This is a genomic window from Streptomyces sp. NPDC090106 (assembly GCF_044747265.1).
In the GTDB taxonomy this organism is placed as follows: domain Bacteria; phylum Actinomycetota; class Actinomycetes; order Streptomycetales; family Streptomycetaceae; genus Streptomyces.
This window is the reverse complement of the sequence record NZ_JBIVDS010000002.1, coordinates 765,498-786,282: the sequence shown is the minus strand read 5'-3', so window position 1 is coordinate 786,282 and position 20,785 is coordinate 765,498. Positions and strand designations below refer to the sequence as shown.

The following is a 20,785-nucleotide window of genomic DNA, read 5'->3' as shown; positions in this document are numbered from 1 at the left end:
AGGCGCGTATGAGCGACGGGGGGTACGTCTGGCAGAGCGAGGCGGAGAAGTCGCTCTACAAACGTCTCGTCCGTGCGTGCCTGGACGACGAGAATCTGACGCGCCTCCGCCGGAGCGATCCGTCCCCTTCCTCCGACGCGGTCTGCCGCACCGGAGTGTGACCGACAGCAGCCTGGACGACGTACTGCATGTGCCCCCGTGCTCGCTCGGGGAGTCCAAGGAGATCCTGCGGACGCGGACGAGCGTGATCGACGATCAGTACGCCCTGCTGGCCCACGGCCTGTCGGCCGGCATGCCGCGTGACCTGGTCCGTTACGGCCGGCGCCTGGCGGACCTGACCGACTTCGCGGGCTACGAGACCGGCGGCCTGTCCGACGAGCCACGTGTGCTCGTCGAAGAGGCCGCCGTCCATGTCTGCTTCGGTCTGACCGTGCTGGAGATCTTCGGTGGAGACGACTTCTCCGGACGTCTCACGGCCACCGGCCGCCCCGACGGGGACCTCGAACTCCTCGCCAGGGCCCGCCAGGAACTGCCCCTGTCACCGCACGGAGCACGCGGCGTCCTGGACGAGCTGCGCCGGATCTGGAGGCTGGAACGGCTTCCCGCCCGTGGATGACCCTGGGCGGAGGGCCTACTGCGCCGGTTCCACGCCCGCGCGCAGCAGCCCGTACGTGTAAGCGTCCTCCAGCGCCTGCCAGGACGCCGCGATCACGTTCTCCGCTACGCCCACCGTCGACCATTCGCCGGTGCCGTCGGAGGTGGAGATCAGTACCCGCGTCGTGGACTGGGTGCCGTGGACGCCCTCCAGGATGCGGACCTTGTAGTCGACGAGCTCCAGCTGGGCGAGCTGGGGGTAGATCTTCTCCAGGGCGACCCGCAGGGCGCGGTCCAGGGCGTTGACCGGGCCGTTGCCCTCCGCCGTGGCGACGATGCGCTCGCCCTTGGCGAAGAGCTTCACCGTGGCCTCGTTGGCGTGGCTGCCGTCGGGGCGGTCCTCGACGATCGCGCGCCAGGACTCGACCTGGAAGTACTTGAGGGGCTTGCCCTCGACCTCGGCGCGCAGGAGGAGCTCGAAGGACGCGTCGGCCGCCTCGTACGTGTAGCCCTTGAGCTCGCGCTCCTTGACCCGCTCGACGACCCGGCCGACCAGCTCGCGGTCGCCGCCGAGGTCGACGCCGAGTTCCTTGCCCTTGAGCTCGACCGAGGCGCGGCCCGCCATGTCGGAGACCAGCATGCGCATGGTGTTGCCGACCTGCTCGGGGTCGATGTGCTGGTAGAGGTCCGGGTCGACCTTGATGGCGGAGGCGTGCAGGCCGGCCTTGTGGGCGAAGGCCGAGACGCCCACGTACGGCTGGTGCGTGGAGGGGGTGAGGTTGACGACCTCGGCGATCGCGTGGGAGATCCGCGTCATCTCGCGCAGCTTGCCCTCGGGCAGGACCTTCTTGCCGTACTTCAGCTCCAGCGCGGCGACGACCGGGAAGAGGTTGGCGTTGCCGACGCGCTCGCCGTAGCCGTTGGCGGTGCACTGGACATGGGTCGCGCCCGCGTCGACCGCGGCGAGGGTGTTGGCGACCGCGCAGCCGGTGTCGTCCTGGGCGTGGATGCCGAGGCGGGCGCCGGTGTCGGCGAGGACGGTGGAGACGACCGCCTGGACCTGCGCGGGGAGCATGCCGCCGTTGGTGTCGCAGAGGATGACGACGGACGCGCCGGCCTCCGAGGCGGCACGGACGACCGCCTTCGCGTACTCGGGGTTGGCGCGGTAGCCGTCGAAGAAGTGCTCGCAGTCGACGAAGACGCGGCGGCCCTGGGCGACCAGGTGGGACACCGTGTCGCGGACCATCTCCAGGTTCTCGTCCAGGGTGGTGCGCAGCGCCAGTTCGACATGCCGGTCGTGGGACTTGGCGACCAGCGTGATCACCGGGGCGCCCGCGTCCAGGAGTGCCTTGACCTGCGGGTCCTCCGCCGCCTTCGCGCCCGCCCGGCGCGTCGCGCCGAAGGCGACCAGCTGGGCGTGCTTGAAGTCGATCTCCTGCTGGGCACGGGCGAAGAACTCCGTGTCGCGCGGGTTCGCGCCGGGCCAGCCGCCCTCGATGAAGCCCACGCCGAAGTCGTCCAGGTGCCGTGCGATGGCCAGCTTGTCCGCGACGGTGAGGTTGATGCCCTCTCGCTGCGCGCCGTCGCGCAGGGTGGTGTCGAAGACGTGGAACGAATCGTCGAGCTCGCTGGTTGCGGTCATGGTGTCAAGGCTCCTGAGGATTGGATCTCGGTCTGTACCGGAATGACCGGCTCCACCGTCCCCACATGGTCCCTCACGCTCTCGCCTCCGGCTGCGGGTGGGCCAGAAAAGCGAAAAACCCCTCGCGGGTGCGAGAGGTCTGCGCGCGGGTCGAGGACGACGGTGTCCGCCCGTACCTGGTCGTACGAGGCGGTCACTGCGGACCGGCGCGCCTGCTGCCAATAATCATGGCGAACGAGAGCACGGGGGCAGTCTGGCACACGTCGCCCCCGCGCTCCCCGCCCGTCTCAGAATGCGAGCGCGGTGCCGGTCATCGCAGCCGCCGTACGAACACGTCCCGGGTGTCGTTGGTGTCGCCGGACACCAGGTTCGTGGCCCAGGAGTCGAAGGCGACCACCTTGCCGTCGCGGCTCACCGCCGTGTCCGGCCAGCCCTGGTAGTCGCTCTCGCCGCCGCCCCGGGCGACGGTCACCCGCTGGGTGAGGCCGGTGCGCAGGTCGCGGGAGAAGAGGGGGCCGCGCGCGGTGTCGCCCGCGACGAGATCGGTGGCGCCGGAGACGAAGGCGACCCGGTGGCCGTCCTCGCTGATCACCGGCTCGTAGGAGCGGGCGTCGACCTGTGCGCCGGTCGCGCCGAGCGAGATCCGCGCGACGGTGCCCTTCACCATGTCCCGGACGAAGACGTCCTCCGTGCCGTTGGTGTCCCCGGGCACGAGGTCGGGGGCGGCGGAGGAGAAGGCGGCGTACCGGCCGTTCCCGCTGAACGTCGGGCGGCCCGTGCGCCCGTCGGCGCGGTCGAACCGTTCCTTGAGGCCGGTGCGCCGGTCCCAGGTGTAGGTGGCGCCCTGGAGCCCGGGCCTGGCCTGGTTCATCGTGTACGCGACGCGGCTGCCGTCGGCGCTCATGGTGGGGGCGCCCACGATCCAGGAGTACCCGTCACCGGTGGCCGGCGGCTCGGTGACGCTGACGAGCCGCGTCGTGCCCCGCGCGCGGTCGCGGACGTAGACGCCGGCCCCCACGCGGGTGCCGGTGTCGCCGTGGTCGGCGAGCGTGGAGAGGAACGCGATGTACCGGCCGTCCCGGCTGATCACGGGGTCGGTCGCGTACACCGGCCGCTCGTCGTCGGTGAGGCCGACCACCTCGGTGCGGTCCTCGATCCGGTCCCAGAGGAAGATCCCGGAGAACCAGTCGCCCGCCTCCACCGATCCCGTGCCGCCCTGGAAGACGACGTACCGGCCGTCGGCGCTGATCCCGCCGTCGAAGGCCAGCCCGTACGCGCCCCCGTCGTCCCGCACGCTGACCTGTTCGACGGTGCCCTCGCGCAGGTCGCGCAGGAACACGTCGGTCGCGTGGTCGTCGTCGCCCGGCACCAGGCCGTCCGCGTCCGACTCGAAGACGACGAACCGGCCGTCCCCGCTGATCGACGGGGTGCGCGAGTCCCCCGTCGCCTGTTCCCCCGCGGCGGACGCACTGACCCGCCGCGTCTCGCCGCGCCCGGGCGCCGCCGAGGCGACCGTCACGGTCGTCACCGCCACCGCGCCCGCGATCAGCGCGACGGCCGTGCTCCGCAAAGCTCCTGACATCGTTTCCCCCGTGGTGACGCTTCTCCCCCGGCCCGCGCCGAGGGCTTCCCACGAGGCAATCGCATCCCACAGTCCACCGCAATCCCCCGAATTGCGTACAACCCGGGCCGCGGGTCACGCGTCCGCGAGGAGCGCGTCGTCGAGGAACTCCCGGACGTGGCCGAGAACCTGCGCCCGATCGGTGCCGCGCAGACCGATGGCGACATGGATGGAGAAGCCGTCGAGCAGCGCCCGGAGCCGGGAGGCGAAACGGTCCGGGTCGACGGCGCGGAACTCGCCCCGCGACACCCCTTGCGCGAGCAGGGCGACCAGGTCGCGGTGCCAGGCGCCCTCGATCGCGGCCTGCCGTTCGCGGGCGTCGTCGTCGGCGTTCTGCGAGCGGTTCCAGACCTCCAGCCAGAGTGTCCAGTGGGGGTCGCGGTGGCCGTCGGGGACGTACAGGTCGACGTATGCGTCGAGCCGTTCCCGGCACGGTCCCGTGCGGGTGAGGAGCCGTCCGCGCTCGGCGCCGAGCCTGCCCTCGCTCCACTCCAGGGTCCGCAGCAGCAGCTCGTCCTTGGAGCGGAAGTAGTAGAGGAGGTGGCCGCTGCTCATCCCGACCTGGCGGCCGAGCGCGGCCATCGTGAGCTTCTCCAGGCCGAGTTCGGCGATCATCTCCATGGCCGCCGCGAGGACGTCCTCACGGGGCGGCGCCTGTCTGCGCCCACCGGCCATCCGCTGCTCCCGTCGCTCCTGTCGCCTCAGATCCTCGCCCGCCTCAGATCCTCGGCTGCTGCTGTGTCACGCAGTGGACACCGCCACCGGCGGCAAAGATCGTACGTGCGTCCACGAGCGTCACCGTCCGCCCGGGGAACAGTCCGCGCAGGATGTCCGCCGCCACCTCGTCGTTGGGGTCGTCGAAGGCGCACAGGACCACGCCGTCGTTGCAGAGGTAGTGGTTGATGTAGGAGTAGTCGACCCAGTCGCCGTCGTCGTCGGTCAGGACCGTGGGGGCGGGTATCTCCACGACCTCCAGACGGCGCCCCCGCGCGTCGGTCGCGGCGCTCAGGATGCGCACGTATTCCTGGGAGCGGGCGTGGTCGGGGTGGGCGGGGTCGCGCTGGCTGTGCACGAGGACGGTGCCGGGCCGGGCGAAGGCGGCGACGATGTCCACGTGGCCCTGGGTGCCGTAGGTGCCGTAGTCGCCGGCCAGGCCGTGCGGGAGCCAGATCGCCTTGGTGGTGCCGAGCTGGGCGTGGATCTCCGTCTCGACCTCCTCGCGCGTCCGGCCGGGGTTGCGTCCGGCGCCGAGCTGCACGGTCTCGGTCAGCAGGACCGTGCCCTCGCCGTCGACGTGGATGCCGCCGCCCTCGTTGACGAGGGTGCTGCTCAGGACCGGGACGCCGGTGAGGCCGGCGACCTGCCGGGCGATCTTCGCGTCGTGCTCCCAGCGGGCCCAGTCCTGGGCGCCCCAGCCGTTGAACACCCAGTCGACGGCGGCCAGTCGCCGACCGTCGGTGACGAAGGTCGGGCCGATGTCGCGCATCCAGGCGTCGTCGAGGTCCCGCTCGACCAACTCGATGTCGGGGCCGAGCAGTTCACGCGCCGACGCGCCCTGTCCGGGGCCGTGCACCATCGTCACCGGCTCGAAGCGGCGCACGGCGCGGGCCACGGCGGCCCAGGCGGTACGGGCCTCGGCGAGTTCCTCGTCGCCGGTGAAGGTGGGGTTGGGGCCGGGCCAGGCCATCCAGGTGCGTTCGTGCGGGGCCCACTCGGGGGGCATGCGGTAGGTCATGGCGGGTCCTAGAGGAAGTACAGGCGGTTGAGGGAGACGGAGTCCGCGGGCTCGGAGCGCAGCGGCTCCCCGTCCAGGGTCACCAGTCCCGTGCGCTGGTCCACGTCGACGGCCCCCGTACGGGAGTTGAGCCGCAGGTCGGCGGGGCCGATGCCGCGGGTGCCGCGGACGGCGACCCTGCGGCGCCGGGTCGGCATCAGGTCGTCGCCCTGGTCGAGGGCGGCCCGGGCGACGAAGGCCACGGAGAGGTCGGCGGCGGTGGCGCCGTACGCGCCGAACTGCGGTCCCAGGACGAGGGGTTCGCAGGTGTCGGTGGCCGCGTTGGGGTCGCCGACCACGCCGTACGCGGGGAAGCCGGCCTTCAGGACGAGCTGCGGCTTGGCGCCGAAGTACTCCGGCCGCCACAGCACGATGTCGGCGAGCTTGCCCGTCTCGATGGAGCCGACCTCGTGCGAGATGCCGTGGGCGAGGGCGGGGTTGATGGTCAGCTTGGCCATGTAGCGCAGGACGCGTTCGTTGTCGTGGCCGGGGTCGGAGCCGCCGTCCAGGGTGCCCAGTTCGGCCTTCATCTTCCCGGCCATGGCGAAGGTGCGGCGGACGGTCTCGCCCGCGCGGCCCATGCCCTGGGCGTCGGAGGAGGTGATGCCGATCGCGCCCAGGTCGTGCAGCACGTCCTCGGCGCCCATGGTCCCGGCGCGGACGCGGTCGCGGGCCATGGCGGCGTCGCCGGGCAGGTCGGTCTTCAGGTCGTGGACGGAGACGATCATGCCGTAGTGCTCGGCGACGGCGTCCCGCCCGAAGGGCAGCGTGGGGTTGGTGGAGGAGCCGATGACGTTCGGGACGCCCGCCATCTTCAGCACGTTGGGGACGTGGCCGCCGCCGCAGCCCTCGATGTGGAAGGCGTGGATGGTGCGCCCTTCGAGGACCGCGAGGGTGTCCTCGACGGACAGGCACTCGTTCAGCCCGTCGCTGTGCAGGGCGACTTGGACGTCGTGCTCCTCGGCGACCCGCAACGCGGTGTCCAGCGCGCGGGTGTGGGCGCCCATGTCCTCGTGGACCTTGAAGCCGCAGGCGCCGCCCTCCGCCAGCGCCTCCACCAGCGGGGCGCCGTGGGAGGACGAACCCCGGCCCAGGAAGCCGATGTTGACGGGCCAGGCGTCGAAGGCGTTGAACGCGTGCCGCAGCGCCCAGGGCGAGTTGACGCCGACGCCCCAGACCGGTCCGAACTCCTGGCCGATGATCGTGGTCACCCCGGAGGCCAGCGACGCCTCCATGATCCGCGGCGAGAGCAGATGGACGTGGGGGTCGACGGCTCCGGCGGTGGCGATGAGCCCTTCGCCGGAGACGATGGTCGTCCCGGTGCCGACGACGACGTCCACCCCGTCGAGGGTGTCCGGGTTCCCGGCCCGGCCGATCGCGGAGATCCGCCCCTCGCGGATGCCGATGGACACCTTCCTGATGCCCAGCTCGGCGTCGATCACCACGACGTTGCTGATGACGACGTCGCAGGTCTCGCGGACGGCGGCGGCCTTGAGGTGCAGTCCGTCGCGGGCGGTCTTGCCGAACCCGGCGAGGAACTCGTCGCCGTAGCGCTGGGAGTCGTCCTCGACCCGGACGACGAGACCGGAGTCACCGAGCCGGATCCGGTCGCCGGCGCGCGGCCCGTGGGTGGCGGCGTATGCGTACGGGTCCATCTCAAGCTCCCAGGTATCCGCAGGCGGCGGCCCGGCGCAGGGCCTCTTCCTTCGCGCCCGGCGCGTCCAGCGGCCCGTCGACGAGCCCGGCGAAGCCGATGGCGATCCGCTCGCCCCCGAGGGGCACGAGCCCGACCTCGACGCTCTCCCCCGGCCCGAACCGCACCGACGACCCGGCGGGCACGGCGAGGCGCATGCCGTAGGCCCGCTCGCGGACGAAGTCGAGGCGCGGGTTGGCCTCGAAGAAGTGGAAGTGGGAGGTGACGGAGACGGGGACGGTCGCGGTGTTGGTGACCGTCAGCCGGTCGGCCGGCGCCGTCTCGGGATGCGCGGGCCCCGGCAGCAGCGCGCCCGGACCCGCTTCCCCGAGTCGGCCGCCCCCGATGGGGTCGGAGACCACCGCGAGCCGTGACCCGTCGTCGAAGACGGCCTCGACATGCACTTCGGTGACGACGTCGGCGACCCCGGGCAGCACGTCGTCCGGGCCGAGGACCGCGCGGGCGCGGTCGATCGCCTCGGCGAGCCGGGCGCCGTCGCGGGCCGCCTCGCAGACCGTGTCCGCGATCAGCGCGGTGGCCTCCGGCACGTTCAGCCGAAGCCCTCGGGCGCGCCGCGCCCGCGCCAGTTCGGCGGCCCCGAAGAGCAGCAGCCGGTCGCGTTCGGTGGGGGTGAGCCGCATGTCGCCTCCGTTCGTTTAGAACGTCACTCTAATTAACAGTTCCGGAAAGAGGAAGTCTTGACGGCGACATGGAGAGCCTTCACATTGAGTGTCGTTCTAAGTGCCGTCCGAAGGAGACCAGGTATGCCGAGGGAACTGCGCGGAGTCGACACCATCCCGGACGGGGAACGCACCAGCGGGCCGCGCGACCTCGTCTCGATCCTGCTCGGCTCCAACCTCTGCCTGGGCGTGATCGTCTTCGGCTGGCTGCCGCCGTCGTTCGGCCTGGGCTGGTGGGCGTCGGTGACCTCGATCGTGGCCGGGACCGTGATCGGAACGGCGTTCACGGCCCCGCTCGCCCTGGTCTCCCTGCGCACGGCGACGAACCTGTCCACCTCCTCCGGCGCCCAGTTCGGCGTCCGGGGCAGGCTGGTCGGCTCGGTGGTGGGCCTGCTCCTGGCGCTCGGCTACACCGCGCTGACCGTCTGGATCGGCGGCGACGTGATGGTGGGCGTGCTGGGCCGGCTGGTCGGCCTGCCGGCGAGCGGACTGTCGTACGCCGTGGTCTACGGGCTGCTCGCGGCGGCGACGGTGGCGGGCGCGGTGTACGGCTACCGGGTGCTGCTGGCGATGTCCCGGGTCCTGGCGATCGGCATGACGGCGCTGCTCGTGCTCGGCGTGGCGGCCTACGCCCCGGACTTCACCACGGCGGCGCTGCCGGAGGCGGGCGGCTATCTGCTCGGCGGCTTCTGGCCGACGTGGCTCCTGGCGACGGTGGCCGCGGGCCTCTCGGGGCCGGTCGCCTTCATCACCCTGCTCGGCGACTACACCCGCTACATCTCGCCGGTACGCCACTCCGCGCGCCGGGTGCTGCGCGCGACCTGGCTGGGGCTGCTCGTCGGGCTGCTGGTGCCGCAGCTCTTCGGCACCTTCACGGCGTACGCGGCGCGCGCGGCGCTGGACTACGCGGGGCCCCTGGTGTCGGCCTCGCCCGGCTGGTACCTGGTCCCGTTGCTGGTGGCGGCGTCCGCGGGGTCGGTCGGCAACGCGGGGCTGATGCTGTACTCGATGGGCCTGGACCTGGACGCGATCCTGCCGCGCGCGTCCCGGGCGCAGGCGACCTGCGCGGTGGCGGTGGTGGCGACGGCCTGTGTGTTCGTGGGCCACTACGCCTCGACGGCCCAGGACGCGATGACGTCGTTCGTGCTGCTGCTCACCGCCATCGGCACGCCCTGGGCGGTCATCACGCTGATCGGTTTCCGGCGCTGCCGCGGCGACTACGACGCGGAGGCCCTCCAGGTCTTCAACCGCCGCGCGCGGGGCGGGGTCTACTGGTTCCGCAGGGGCTGGAACGTCCCGGCGACGGTCGCGTGGGCGCTGGGCGCGGCGGTCGGCCTGCTCGCCGTCTCGCTGCCCTCGTACCAGGGTCCGCTGCTGGCGTGGACGGGCGGCGTGGACTGCAGCTTCCTGCTGTCGGGACTGGTCGGCGGCGCCGCGTACCTCGTCCTGGCCCCGGCCCCCGCGAAAGCCGCCACGGCCACGGAGCCCGACCCGGCCGTCCCGGTACCGGCCGACAGTTGACGACACGCCTCCGACTCCCACCACGGGACGACCTCCACGACCCGCACCCGAAACCGGCCGCCGCCCCGGCGGACGGCGCGGCCGGGGCCGGCGTCCCCACCGCCACCGGGCCCCGTGGGGCCCGGCTCGCGTCGAGGAGGACCGGGGAGGACCTGGGACATGTCCGCGAAGTCCCGCTGTCCGCCCGGCGGGGCGGGCGGGACCTCGCGGAAGACGGCCTAGCCCAGCTTGTGCATCCAGCCGTGGTGGTCCTCGGCCGTGCCGCGCTGGATGTCCAGCAGGGCCTGGCGGAGCCTGAGCGTGACCTCGCCGGGTTCGCCGGTGGTGCCCTGCTGCCACTGGGCACCGGTGCGCTTGACGGTGCCGACGGGGGTGATGACGGCCGCGGTGCCGCAGGCGAAGACCTCGGTGAGGGTGCCGTTCTCGGAGTCGCGCTGCCACTGGTCGACGGAGACGCGGCCCTCCTCGGCCGTGTAGCCGAGGTCACGGGCGACGGCGAGGAGGGAGTCGCGGGTGACGCCCTCCAGGATGGAGCCGGTGAGCGTCGGCGTGACGATCCGGTCGCCGTAGACGAAGTACAGGTTCATGCCGCCGAGTTCCTCGACCCAGGTGCGCTCGACCGCGTCGAGGTAGCAGACCTGGGCGCAGCCCTGTTCGGCGGCCTCGGCCTGGGCGAGGAGGGAGGCGGCGTAGTTGCCGCCGGTCTTGGCGTCGCCCATGCCGCCGGGGACGGCGCGGACGTGGTCCTCGGAGACCCAGATGGAGACGGGCTTGACGCCGCCGGGGAAGTAGGCGCCGGCCGGGGAGGCGATGACCAGGAAGAGGTACTCGTTGGCGGGCTTCACACCGAGACCGACCTCGGTGGCGATCATGAACGGGCGGAGGTAGAGGGACTCCTCGCCGCCGTGCGCCGGGACCCAGGACTCGTCCTGCGCGACCAGGGCGTCGCAGGCCTCGATGAACGTCTCGACCGGCAGCTCGGGCATGCCGAGGCGGCGGGCGGAGGCGGCGAAGCGCAGCGCGTTCTTCTCGGGGCGGAACGTGGCGACGGAGCCGTCGGGCTGACGGTAGGCCTTGAGACCCTCGAAGATCTCCTGCGCGTAGTGCAGGACCATGGTCGCCGGGTCGAGGGAGAGCGGCGCGTACGGGACGAGCTGACCGTCGTGCCAGCCGCGGCCCTCGGTCCACTTGATGGTGACCATGTGGTCGGTGAAGTGGCGGCCGAAGCCGGGCTCGGCCAGGATCGCCGCGCGCTGCGCGTCGGAGAGTGGCGAGGCCGAGGGCTTGAGCTCGATCGTGGGCGTCGTCATGAGTGGTTGTCCTTCACCGGTTGTAGTGACGGGCCGCGCTCACGCCCTCTACAGCCAGTGGCCAGTGTTAGGACGTCCGAGCATTCCCTCATACCGCGGCTCCGCGTTCGATTATCGCGCGCGGGGCGCCGTGGAAGAAAACGGCGTGAATGCGACCCAGGGGTTGATGGTGTCACCCGGCGGGGGACATACGGAAGCCGCCGGGTGCGTGTGCGACCCGGCGGCTTCGAAGTGCGCGGCGGGTCAGCCGGCTACTCGTACGGAGAGGGCGTCGCCGATCTCGGAGGTGGAGCGGGCGGGCTTGCCGGCACGCTCGGTGAGGTCGGCGGTGACCGCCTCGTCGATACGGTCGGCCTCCGCGTCGTAGCCGAGGTGACGCAGCAGCAGGGCGACGGACAGGACCGTGGCGGTGGGGTCGGCCTTGCCCTGGCCGGCGATGTCGGGCGCGGAACCGTGGACCGGCTCGAACATCGAGGGGAACTCGCGGGAGGGGTTGATGTTGCCGCTCGCCGCGACGCCGATGCCGCCGGAGACGGCCGCGGCGAGGTCGGTGATGATGTCGCCGAAGAGGTTGTCGGTGACGATGACGTCGAACCGCGCCGGGTCGGTGACCAGGTAGATGGTCGCCGCGTCGACGTGGATGTAGTCGGTGGTGACCTCGGGGAACTCCGTGGCGACCTGGTTGAAGACGTTCGTCCACAGGTGACCCGCGAAGGACAGCACGTTGTTCTTGTGGACCAGCGTGAGCTTCTTGCGGGGGCGGGCCTGGGCGCGGGCGAAGGCGTCCCGGACCACGCGCTCGACACCGAAGGCCGTGTTCACGGAGACCTCGGTGGCGACCTCGTGCGGGGTGCCCTTGCGGATGGTGCCGCCGTTGCCGGTGTAGGGGCCCTCGGTGCCCTCGCGGACGACGACGAAGTCGATCTCCGGCTCGCCGGCCAGCGGGGTGGCGACACCCGGGAGGAGCTTCGACGGACGCAGGTTGACGTGGTGGTCGAAGAGGAAGCGGAGCTTGAGCAGGAAGCCGCGCTCCAGCACGCCGGAGGGAACGCTCGGGTCACCGATCGCGCCGAGCAGGATCGCGTCGTGCTGCTTGAGGGCGTCCGCGTCGGCGTCGGTGAGGGTCTCACCGGTGGCGTGGTAGCGCCGGGCGCCGAAGTCGTACTCCTTGGTCTCCAGCTTCACATCCTGCGGAAGGACGGCGGAGAGGACCTTCAGACCTTCGGCCACGACCTCCTGGCCGATGCCGTCACCGGGGATCACTGCGAGATTGATGCTGCGAGACATGCCCGAGACCCTACTCCTCGTCCCATGGGATGACACGCCCTGTCCGCGATGTGGACGAGTCCGGCGGTCCGGGCACCTGCCCTTCGACCGGCGTTCACCCGTACGAGTGGCGGCTGTTGGCGTTCGCTGGGAAGTTCAGCGGCATGGACCTTCCCGACTTCGGCATCCCCGCGCAGCTCGCCCGCCGGATGAGCATGGCGGAACAGCACGAGTACCTGCGCACCAGGCTGACCCGCCGCCGCGCCCTGGTGACGGCGGGCGCGGTGGCGGGCGGTCTCCTGACGGGATGCTCGGACGGCTCCTCCCCGGGCGGTTCCCCGTCCCGTACGCCGGGCCCGGCCTCCCCCGCCACCACCGCGCCCGGCTCGGCGGTCGCCCCGTTCGGCCGCCATCTCGCCTTCGGCGCCGACCCGCGCACCCAGATGCGGATCTCCTGGCAGGTCCCGGCCGCGGTGCGGGCCCCGTACGTCCGGATCGGCACCCGCCCCGACGAGCTGGGCGAGAAGACCGCCGCCGAGATCCGCGCCCTGCACACCCCGGGCACCGACGGCATCCGCGCGGCGCTCGACCAGTACTACGTGCACGTGGCGCTGGACCGCCTCCTGCCGGGCACGACGTACTACTACGGCGTGGGCCACGACGGCTTCGACCCGGCCGCGGCGGAGCACCGCGGGACCATCGCCTCGTTCCGCACGGCGCCCGCGAACCCGTCCTCGTTCGTCTTCACCGCCTTCGGCGACCAGGGCGTGAGCAAGGCCGCGGCGGCGAGCGACGATCTCGTCCTGAAGCAGAAGCCCGCCTTCCATCTGCACGCCGGCGACATCTGCTACGCCGACGTCAACGGCCGGGGCGCCGAGTCCGACGGCTACGACCCCGCGTACTGGGACCTGTTCCTGAAGCAGAACGAGCAGGTGGCGCGGACCGTGCCGTGGATGGTGACGACCGGCAACCACGACATGGAGGCCTGGTACTCCCCCGACGGCTACGGCGGCCAGCTCGCCCGCTGGTCCCTGCCGGACTCCGGCTTCGACGCACGGACCGCGCCGGGCGTGTACTCCTTCGTCTACGGCAACGCCGCGTTCGTCGCCCTGGACGCGAACGACGTGTCGTACGAGATCCCCGCCAACCTCGGGTACACCGGCGGGAAGCAGACGGCGTGGCTCGGTGAGCGGCTGGCGGCGCTGCGCGCGGACCCGGCCGTCGACTTCGTGGTCGTCTTCTTCCACCACTGCGCCTACTCGACGTCGTCGCACGCCTCGGACGGCGGGGTGCGCGAGGAGTGGCTGCCGCTGTTCGACGAGCACCAGGTGGATCTGGTGATCAACGGCCACAACCATGTGTACGAGCGGACCGACGCCGTGAAGGGCGACGGCACGGTGGGGCGGCGGGTGCCGGTCGGCGGGTCGACGGACCCGACACGGGACGGCACGGTGTACGTCACCGCGGGCGGCGGCGGCAAGGACCTGTACGGCTTCCCGACGGGCGTCCGGGAGAGCTACGAGGGGCACGTGCGCGACGAGGACGCGGTGGACACCTTCTCCTGGACCAGGTCGCGGGCCGCGAAGACGGAGGCGGTGGAGTGGTCGCGGGTGCGCTACCGGGGCTTCTCGCTGCTGTCGGTGCGGGTGGAGAGCGGTACGGCGGCACGGCTCACGGTGTCGGCGCTCGCCCAGGACGGCGACCGCATCGACCATTTCGAGGTGCGGCGCGGCGCATGAGGCCGCGCCGCACCCCGGCGGGTGCGGCTCCCGGTACGGGGGTGCGGCTGCGGCTCAGTGGCCGGTCGAGCCGCCGTTGTCGCGGCGGTCGAGGGCGCGCTGGAGGGCCGCCGCGGCGTTCTTGCGGTCGGACTCGCTCGTGCGGGAGGTGTGACGGACTCGGCGGCGTGCGGTCGTCTCGGCCATGGGGAATCGACTCCTTCGGATTCCTGGAGTGCACAGGGGGGTTGCGAGACGCCGGAGGGCGGGGAGCGGGGGCCGCAGGGGTTGCCTGCACGGGGCCCGGCTCACGACCGCCATTCGCTGGATCGAGCGAGACGTTCGGCTCCTACCAAGCTAGGTGAGGACGGCCGCGCTGTCTCCATAATTACTCGGACTTCCTACTATCTGAGACGGTGGAATGGGTCACACGGCTCCGACCTGCGGTTTCACCGTCGACCGCCGTCTGCGGAAACCGAGAAGGGCCGGGCGAGACGCCCGGCCCTTCTCTTGGTGCGACGGTGGATCAGCCCTGGTGCGGGTAGCCGTACTCGGTCGGCGGGACCAGGGTCTCCTTGATGGCGCGGGTCAGGGTCCAGCGCATCAGGTTCTGCGGGGCACCGGCCTTGTCGTTGGTGCCGGAGGCACGGCCGCCGCCGAAGGGCTGCTGGCCGACGACGGCGCCGGTGGACTTGTCGTTGATGTAGAAGTTGCCCGCGGCGTAGCGGAGCTTCTCCATCGTGTACGCGGCGGCGGCACGGTCGCCCGCGATGACCGAGCCGGTGAGCGCGTAGTCGGAGACCGACTCCATCTGCTCCAGCACGGCGTCGTACTGATCGTCCTCGTAGACGTGCACGGCCAGGATCGGGCCGAAGTACTCGGTCGTGAAGACCTCGTTTGCCGGGTCGGTGCACTCGATGACGGTCGGGCGGACGAACCAGCCGACCGAGTCGTCGTACGTGCCGCCCGCGACGATCGTGCAGGACGCGTCGTCCTTGGCGCGGTCGATCGCGGCCTTGTTCTTGGCGAACGAGCGGTCGTCGATGAGGGCGCCGATGAAGTGCGACAGGTCGGTGACGTCACCCATGGTGATGCCGTCGACCTCGGCGGCGAACTCCTCGCGGAAACCGTCGTTCCAGATGGACGCCGGGATGTACGCGCGGGAGCTGGCGGAGCACTTCTGGCCCTGGTACTCGAAGGAGCCGCGGGTCAGGGCGGTCTTGAGGACCGCGCGGTCGGCGCTCGGGTGGGCGACGACGAAGTCCTTGCCGCCGGTCTCGCCGACCAGACGCGGGTAAGTGCGGTACTTCTCGATGTTGTTGCCGACCGTCTTCCACAGGTGCTGGAAGGTCTTGGTCGAGCCGGTGAAGTGGATGCCGGCCAGGTCGCGGTGTTCCAGGGCGACCTTGGAGACCTCGATGCCGTCGCCGGTGACGAGGTTGATGACGCCCTTCGGCAGACCGGCCTCTTCCAGCAGCTGCATCAGCAGCACGGCGGCGTGGGTCTGTGTCGGGGACGGCTTCCAGACGACGACGTTGCCCATGAGGGCCGGGGCGGTCGGCAGGTTGCCCGCGATGGCCGTGAAGTTGAACGGCGTGATCGCGTAGACGAAGCCCTCCAGCGGGCGGTGGTCCATGCGGTTCCACACGCCCGGGGAGTTGGCCGGGGGCTGCTCGGCCAGGATCTGACGGGCGTAGTGGACGTTGAAGCGCCAGAAGTCGACGAGCTCGCAGGGCGTGTCGATCTCGGCCTGCTGGGCGGTCTTGGACTGGCCCAGCATGGTGGACGCGGCCAGCGTCTCGCGCCAGGGACCGGCGAGGAGTTCGGCGGCGCGCAGGATGATCGCGGCGCGGTCGTCGAAGGACAGCGCGCGCCAGGCCGGGGCGGCGGCGAGGGCGGCGTCGATGGCGTCCTGGGCGTCCGCCTGCGTGGCGTTGCGGTACGTGCCCAGCACCGCCCGGTGGTTGTGGGGCTGCACGACCTGGAAGGCGTCGCCGCCGCCGAGGCGCTTCTCGCCGCCGATCGTCATCGGCAGGTCGATCGGGTTGTCGGCCAGCTCCTTGAGCCTGGCCTCCAGCCGGGCACGCTCGGGAGAGCCGGGGGCGTAGCCGTGCACCGGCTCGTTGACGGGAGTGGGGACCTGGGTCACAGCGTCCATGGGGTACCTCTTCCGAGTGATTCCCGGGCTTCATCCGGGGGAGACTGAGGCGGTTGCGTAGGGTGAGCGGCGGTCAGGGCTTGACCATCACGGACTCGCCACGGCAAGCACGTGAGAAGCCTCTTCGGGGGCGGAGTCACGAGATCCGTAACTCCTTCGGACTTCGGATCTGGGTCGGCTCAGCCGGCTGCGGAGCGGCGGCTGCCGGTTTCCGAGTCTCATCGGCGACCGACAGCCGTCGCTCACCCGGCGACTCACCCCTTGCTGATCATCGAGCGCAGGAAGAAGCGCAGGTTGGCCGGCTTCTCGGCGAGGCGGCGCATGAAGTAGCCGTACCAGTCGGTGCCGTAGGCGGTGTAGACGCGCATGCGGTGGCCCTCCGCGGCGAGCCGCAGGTGCTCGTCGCCGCGGATGCCGTACAGCATCTGGAACTCGTACTCGTCCAGCTTGCGCCCGGCTCGCCGTGCCAGCTCCTGCGCGACGGAGATCAGCCGCGGGTCGTGGGAGCCGATCATCGGGTAGCCCTCGCCCTCCATCAGGATCCTGAGGACGCGGACGTACGCCTTGTCGATCTCGTTCTTCTGCTGGTAGGCGACCTCGGCGGGCTCCTTGTAGGCGCCCTTGACCAGGCGCACCCGGCTTCCGTTCGCGGCGAGGCGGCGGGCGTCGGCCTCGGTGCGGAACAGGTAGGCCTGGATCACGCAGCCGGTCTGCGGGAAGTCCTCACGCAGGGTGTCGTGGATGGCGAACATCGAGTCGAGGGTGGTGTGGTCCTCGGCGTCGAGCGTGACGGTCGTCCCGATGGCCGCGGCGGCCTCGACGACCGGCCGGACGTTGGCGAGGGCGAGCTCGTGGCCGCCCTCCAGCGCCTGCCCGAACATGGACAGCTTCACGGACATCTCGACGCGGGGGCCGAGGTCGAGCTCCTTGAGGCGGTCGACGAGGGCGAGGTAGGCGTCGCGGGCGGCGGCGGCCTGCTCGGGGCGGGTGATGTCCTCGCCCACCACGTCCATGGTGAGCTCCAGGCCCTTGCCGGTGAGCTCCTCGATGATCGGCACGATGTCGCCGACGGTCTCACCGGGGATGAACCGGTCCACGACCTGCTTGGTCACCGGGGCGGCCGAGATCAGGCGGCGCATCCGGTCGCTGCGCGACGCGGCAAGAATCACGGGACCCAGCACGGGGCACCTCCACAAACCAGCGGGAACGGGCCGGTACCCAGCGGTACGGGAACGGCACGGGGAACCACCGTGAAACCTAGGGATCTCTCCGATCGTGAGCCATCGACACCTGTCACGCATCCGTGCGCCGGATCTCAGACAGATGTATGAAGAGGCCGGAATCATGCGGGAGAATGGCCGGGTGCCGACCGACCACAAGGGTGACTACCAGGAACTCGTCGACGAGCTCTCCGAGCTGCTCGGCGCCCCGGCGACCCTGGAGAACCGCGACTTCGAACTGATCGCGTTCGGCGCGTACGACAGCGAGGGCGACCTCGATCCGACCGCGCTGGACCCGGTGCGCACCCGGTCGATCCTCACCCGGCGCTCCACGGCGGCGGTCAGGACCTGGTTCGAGGGCTTCGGCATCACCCGGGCCACCGGGCCCGTCCGCATCCCGCCGACCCCGGAGGCGGGCGTGTACCGGGGGCGGATCTGTCTGCCGGTACGGCACAAGGGGGTCGTCCTCGGCTACGTCTGGCTGCTGGACGACGACCCCGGGCCCACCGACCCCCAACTGGCGGCGGCCATGCGGGTCACCGACCGGATCGGCGCGCTGCTCGCGGACGAGGCGCAGCACGGAGCGGATCTGAGCCGGGAGCTGCGCGCGGTGCTGACCGCCGGGCGGGGCTGGCAGGGCGACATGGCGCTGGCCGCGTTCCGCACCGCGCTCGGCCCGCGCGCCGACGGTCCCCACACCGTGCTGTGCGTCGCCCCCTGGCCGGCCGCCGATCCGGACGACGCCCCGTCCGCCCGTACGGTGCCGCACACGACGGCTCTGTGCACGCTGCCGTGGAACGGGACGTCCCGGTGTCTGGCGGTGCTGGTCCGGCTGCGCGCGCCGGACGTCCACGCGCCCGCGCTCGCGGCGGCGCAGCGCCTGCTGTCCGTCGCCCCGGGCGCCCGGGCCGTCGGTGCCGGCACCCCGCGCGACGGCCTCACCGACCTCGCCGGGGCCTGGCAGGAGGCGTCGGCGGCGGCCCGCGCGGCGCTCGCCGAACCGTCGCTCGGGCCGGTCGCGGAGTGGTCGGCGATCGGTCCGTACCGGCTGCTGACCTCGCTGCCGGCGGACGGCGACCCCGACCCCGCCGTGCGCCCCCTGCTCTCCCCCGCGCACCGCGAACTCGCCCGGACCGCCGAGACGTACCTCGACTGCGCGGGCCAGGCCGCCCGCACGGCCGCCGCGCTCGGCATCCACCGCCAGACGCTCTACTACCGGCTCTCGCGTGTGGAGCAGCTCACCGGCCTCGACCTCGACGACGGCGAGCACCGTCTGCTGCTGCACATGGCACTGAAGGGCGCCCGGCTGGCCTGACGGCCCGCCGGTGCGGGCCGCGTCAGGTGCGGTCGGTGGCCTCGACGACCCGGCGCAGTCCCGCGGTGAGCTGCTCCGCGCCGGGCGCGGTCTTCGGGTCGAAGGTCCACTGGGCGATGAGCCCGGTCATCAGGGTGTTGTAGAGCTGGCCGGCGGAGTCGACGTCCTCGTCCGTGACGTCCTCCTCCCGGCCGCCGAGGAACAGCGGCAGGAGTCCGCGGGCGGCCTCGCGCTGGGCGTGCGCCAAGTGGTCGCGCACCTCGGGCAGTTGATCCCCCATGGCGATGATCTCCATGCTGAGGTGCCAGATGGAGTCGGGCTCGCGCATGGTGCGGATGATGCCCGACCAGACCTCCTGGAACCGCTCGAAGGAGCCGGCGGGGGTCTGGAAGGCGTCGGTCGGCTCCCAGTCCTCGGATACATCGCCGACCAGGGCGACATAGGCCTCGGCGAGGAGCTTGTCCTTCGAGCCGTAGTGGTAGCCGATCGAGGCGAGGTTGGTCCCCGACTCCTTGACGATGTCGCGTGCGGTCGTGCGCGCGAACCCCTTGGCGCGCAGGCAGCGCTTCGCGCCTTCGAGCAGATCCTCACGGTGTCCCATGCCGCCCCACCCTACAACCAGATCCATACAACCGTCCTATACGCCCGTACTAGACAGTCGTTTAAGACGCTTGTACATTCGCCGACATGACAACGAACCCGCCCCGTGCCGGGCGCCGTGAATGGACCGCTCTCGGCGTGCTGATGCTTCCGCTGCTGCTCGTCTCGATGGATGTCTCGGTCCTCTACTTCGCCGTCCCGGCGATCAGCGCGGACCTGGAGCCGAGCGGCACCCAGCAGCTCTGGATCTTCGACATCTACGCGTTCGTCCTGGCCGGCCTGCTGATGACGATGGGCTCGATCGGCGACCGCGTCGGCCACCGCAGGCTCCTGCTGGTCGGGGCCGCCGCCTTCGGCGCCGCGTCCCTGGTCGCCGCCTTCGCGAACAGCGCCGAGACCCTGATCGCGGCCCGCGCGGTCCTCGGCGTCGGCGGCGCGACCCTGATGCCGTCCACGATGGCCCTGCTGCGCACGATGTTCACCGACCCCGGCCAGCGCGCCAAGGCGATCGGGGTGTGGTCCGGCGTGATGACGGCCGGCATCGCGCTCGGCTCGGTGATGAGCGGCGTCCTCGTCGAGTTCTTCTGGTGGGGCTCGGTCTTCCTGGTCAACCTGCCCGCGATGGCCCTGCTGCTGGCCCTCGGTCCGGTTCTGCTGCCCGAGTCGCGCACCCCGCGGGCCGGACGCTTCGACTGGGTGAGCGTCCCGCTGTCGATGGCCGCCGTGCTCCCCGTGGTCTACGGCCTCAAGGAGATCCCCTCCGAGGGCTGGAACGTCCGGTACGTCGTCTCGATCACCGTCGGGCTGCTCTTCGCGACCCTGTTCGTGCACCGCCAGCGCACCACCGCGGCACCGATGATCGACCCGGCCCTGTTCCGCGGCCGGGGCTTCGCGCCGTCCGTCGCCCTGAACCTGGTGTCCGCGTTCGGGATCATGGGGTCGGCGTACTTCACCACGCAGTACCTCCAGTCGGTGCTCGGCAAAAGCGCGCTGGAGGCGGCCCTGTGGGCGCTGCTGCCGTCGGTGCCGATCGGTGCGGCGGCGCCGGTGGCGACCGCGCTCGTCGGCAGGGGCGTGGACCGCGCGCACGTCGTCACCGCGGGGTTCGCGATCGCCTCGGGCGGCTTCGCCCTGCTCTCCCTCGCCGGTACGGACTCGCTGTGGCTGGTGCTGAGCGCGTGCGCCGTCCTGGCCGTCGGCGCGGTCGTCGTGATGTCCCAGATCATGGACCTCGCCCTGGGCACCGCCCCCGTGGAACGGGCCGGCACCGCGTCCTCCCTGATGGAGACCGGCTCCGAGTTCGGCGGCGCGCTGGGCATGGCGCTCCTCGGCTCGATCGGTACGGCCGTCTACCGCCACGACATGCCGGACACGGCGCCCGGCGTGGCCCGCGAGACCCTCGGCGGGGCGCTGGCCGTCGCCGACCGGGTGCCGGGCCTCGCCACGGCCGCGCGGGCGGCGTTCACCAGCGGGATGCAGGGCGCGGCGATCGCCGGGGCGGTCGTCCTGGCGGGGGCGGCGGTCCTGGCCGCGCTCACGCTGCGGGGCGTGGAGGTGCGCGAACCCGCCGCGGGCGAGGAGGCCGCGAAGGTGTGCGCGTGACGGACGCGACAGGGGCGGGGCGGACCGAGGGAGTTCCTCGGTCCGCCCCGCCCCTGTCGGTCAGGCGTGTC

Annotated in this window: 18 protein-coding genes; 6 read left to right on the top strand and 12 right to left on the bottom strand. The window is 71.8% G+C overall.

All coding sequences use genetic code 11. The features are described from left to right. The first annotated feature begins 8 nt into the window (after positions 1-8). Both ACIPSE_RS09065 and ACIPSE_RS09060 read left to right on the top strand, forming a co-directional pair. Positions 9-161 (top strand): hypothetical protein, encoded by a 153-nt coding sequence (locus ACIPSE_RS09065; protein ID WP_401659283.1) that lies wholly within the window; start codon positions 9-11, stop codon positions 159-161. Beyond that, entirely contained in the window at positions 158-616 is a 459-nt protein-coding gene (locus ACIPSE_RS09060) for a hypothetical protein (RefSeq protein WP_401659280.1), read from the top strand. The genes ACIPSE_RS09065 and ACIPSE_RS09060 overlap by 4 nt, the downstream gene beginning before the upstream one ends. A gap of 15 nt (positions 617-631) precedes the next feature. Here the strand turns inward: ACIPSE_RS09060 and cimA are convergent, their stop codons facing one another. The 6 genes from cimA to ureA all read right to left on the bottom strand — a co-directional run bounded on the left by cimA (position 632) and on the right by ureA (position 7,965). After that, a complete protein-coding gene (gene cimA / locus ACIPSE_RS09055) occupies positions 632-2,236 on the bottom strand; it encodes a citramalate synthase (RefSeq protein WP_401659277.1) in 1,605 nt (534 codons plus the stop codon). A gap of 310 nt (positions 2,237-2,546) precedes the next feature. Next, a complete protein-coding gene (locus ACIPSE_RS09050) occupies positions 2,547-3,806 on the bottom strand; it encodes a TolB family protein (RefSeq protein ID WP_401659274.1) in 1,260 nt (419 codons plus the stop codon). Between the two features lie 126 nt (positions 3,807-3,932). Next, on the bottom strand, positions 3,933-4,532 hold the full coding sequence (locus ACIPSE_RS09045; RefSeq protein WP_401659271.1) for a TetR/AcrR family transcriptional regulator: 600 nt from the start codon (positions 4,530-4,532) through the stop codon (positions 3,933-3,935). A gap of 43 nt (positions 4,533-4,575) precedes the next feature. After that, positions 4,576-5,592, bottom strand: coding sequence for an agmatine/peptidylarginine deiminase (locus ACIPSE_RS09040; protein ID WP_401659268.1), 1,017 nt, complete (start codon positions 5,590-5,592; stop codon positions 4,576-4,578). 8 nt (positions 5,593-5,600) lie between these two features. Next, on the bottom strand, positions 5,601-7,286 hold the full coding sequence (locus tag ACIPSE_RS09035) for an urease subunit alpha (RefSeq protein WP_401659266.1): 1,686 nt from the start codon (positions 7,284-7,286) through the stop codon (positions 5,601-5,603). A 1-nt stretch (position 7,287) separates the two neighbouring features. Beyond that, positions 7,288-7,965, bottom strand: coding sequence for an urease subunit gamma (gene ureA / locus ACIPSE_RS09030; RefSeq protein ID WP_401659263.1), 678 nt, complete (start codon positions 7,963-7,965; stop codon positions 7,288-7,290). A 123-nt stretch (positions 7,966-8,088) separates the two neighbouring features. On the opposite strand from ureA, the gene ACIPSE_RS09025 reads away from it, so the two are divergent. Then, on the top strand, positions 8,089-9,525 hold the full coding sequence (locus ACIPSE_RS09025) for a cytosine permease (RefSeq protein ID WP_401659260.1): 1,437 nt from the start codon (positions 8,089-8,091) through the stop codon (positions 9,523-9,525). 218 nt (positions 9,526-9,743) lie between these two features. Here ACIPSE_RS09025 and ACIPSE_RS09020 read toward each other — a convergent pair whose 3' ends face one another. Next, on the bottom strand, positions 9,744-10,835 hold the full coding sequence (locus ACIPSE_RS09020; RefSeq protein WP_401659257.1) for a branched-chain amino acid aminotransferase: 1,092 nt from the start codon (positions 10,833-10,835) through the stop codon (positions 9,744-9,746). Between the two features lie 243 nt (positions 10,836-11,078). Then, positions 11,079-12,122 (bottom strand): 3-isopropylmalate dehydrogenase, encoded by a 1,044-nt coding sequence (locus ACIPSE_RS09015; protein ID WP_401659255.1) that lies wholly within the window; start codon positions 12,120-12,122, stop codon positions 11,079-11,081. Between the two features lie 143 nt (positions 12,123-12,265). Between ACIPSE_RS09015 and ACIPSE_RS09010 the strand changes: the two genes are divergently transcribed. Beyond that, positions 12,266-13,840 (top strand): purple acid phosphatase family protein, encoded by a 1,575-nt coding sequence (locus tag ACIPSE_RS09010; RefSeq protein ID WP_401659252.1) that lies wholly within the window; start codon positions 12,266-12,268, stop codon positions 13,838-13,840. Between the two features lie 54 nt (positions 13,841-13,894). On the opposite strand, the gene ACIPSE_RS09005 is transcribed toward ACIPSE_RS09010, so the two are convergent. From ACIPSE_RS09005 to ACIPSE_RS08995, 3 genes are all read right to left on the bottom strand, one after another. Continuing rightward, positions 13,895-14,026 (bottom strand): hypothetical protein, encoded by a 132-nt coding sequence (locus ACIPSE_RS09005; protein ID WP_020121043.1) that lies wholly within the window; start codon positions 14,024-14,026, stop codon positions 13,895-13,897. A gap of 319 nt (positions 14,027-14,345) precedes the next feature. Continuing rightward, positions 14,346-15,977, bottom strand: coding sequence for an L-glutamate gamma-semialdehyde dehydrogenase (pruA, locus tag ACIPSE_RS09000; RefSeq protein ID WP_401659248.1), 1,632 nt, complete (start codon positions 15,975-15,977; stop codon positions 14,346-14,348). A gap of 254 nt (positions 15,978-16,231) precedes the next feature. Further along, positions 16,232-17,158, bottom strand: coding sequence for a proline dehydrogenase family protein (locus tag ACIPSE_RS08995; RefSeq protein WP_401659246.1), 927 nt, complete (start codon positions 17,156-17,158; stop codon positions 16,232-16,234). Between the two features lie 163 nt (positions 17,159-17,321). Here ACIPSE_RS08995 and ACIPSE_RS08990 point away from each other — a divergent pair, with 163 nt between their 5' ends. After that, positions 17,322-18,512: a PucR family transcriptional regulator gene (locus tag ACIPSE_RS08990; protein WP_401659244.1), complete on the top strand. Its 1,191-nt coding sequence runs from the start codon at positions 17,322-17,324 to the stop codon at positions 18,510-18,512. A gap of 22 nt (positions 18,513-18,534) precedes the next feature. Here the strand turns inward: ACIPSE_RS08990 and ACIPSE_RS08985 are convergent, their stop codons facing one another. Continuing rightward, positions 18,535-19,113: a TetR/AcrR family transcriptional regulator gene (locus ACIPSE_RS08985; protein WP_401659241.1), complete on the bottom strand. Its 579-nt coding sequence runs from the start codon at positions 19,111-19,113 to the stop codon at positions 18,535-18,537. 86 nt (positions 19,114-19,199) lie between these two features. On the opposite strand from ACIPSE_RS08985, the gene ACIPSE_RS08980 reads away from it, so the two are divergent. Next, positions 19,200-20,714, top strand: coding sequence for an MFS transporter (locus ACIPSE_RS08980; RefSeq protein ID WP_401659238.1), 1,515 nt, complete (start codon positions 19,200-19,202; stop codon positions 20,712-20,714). Positions 20,715-20,785: the final 71 nt, after the last annotated feature.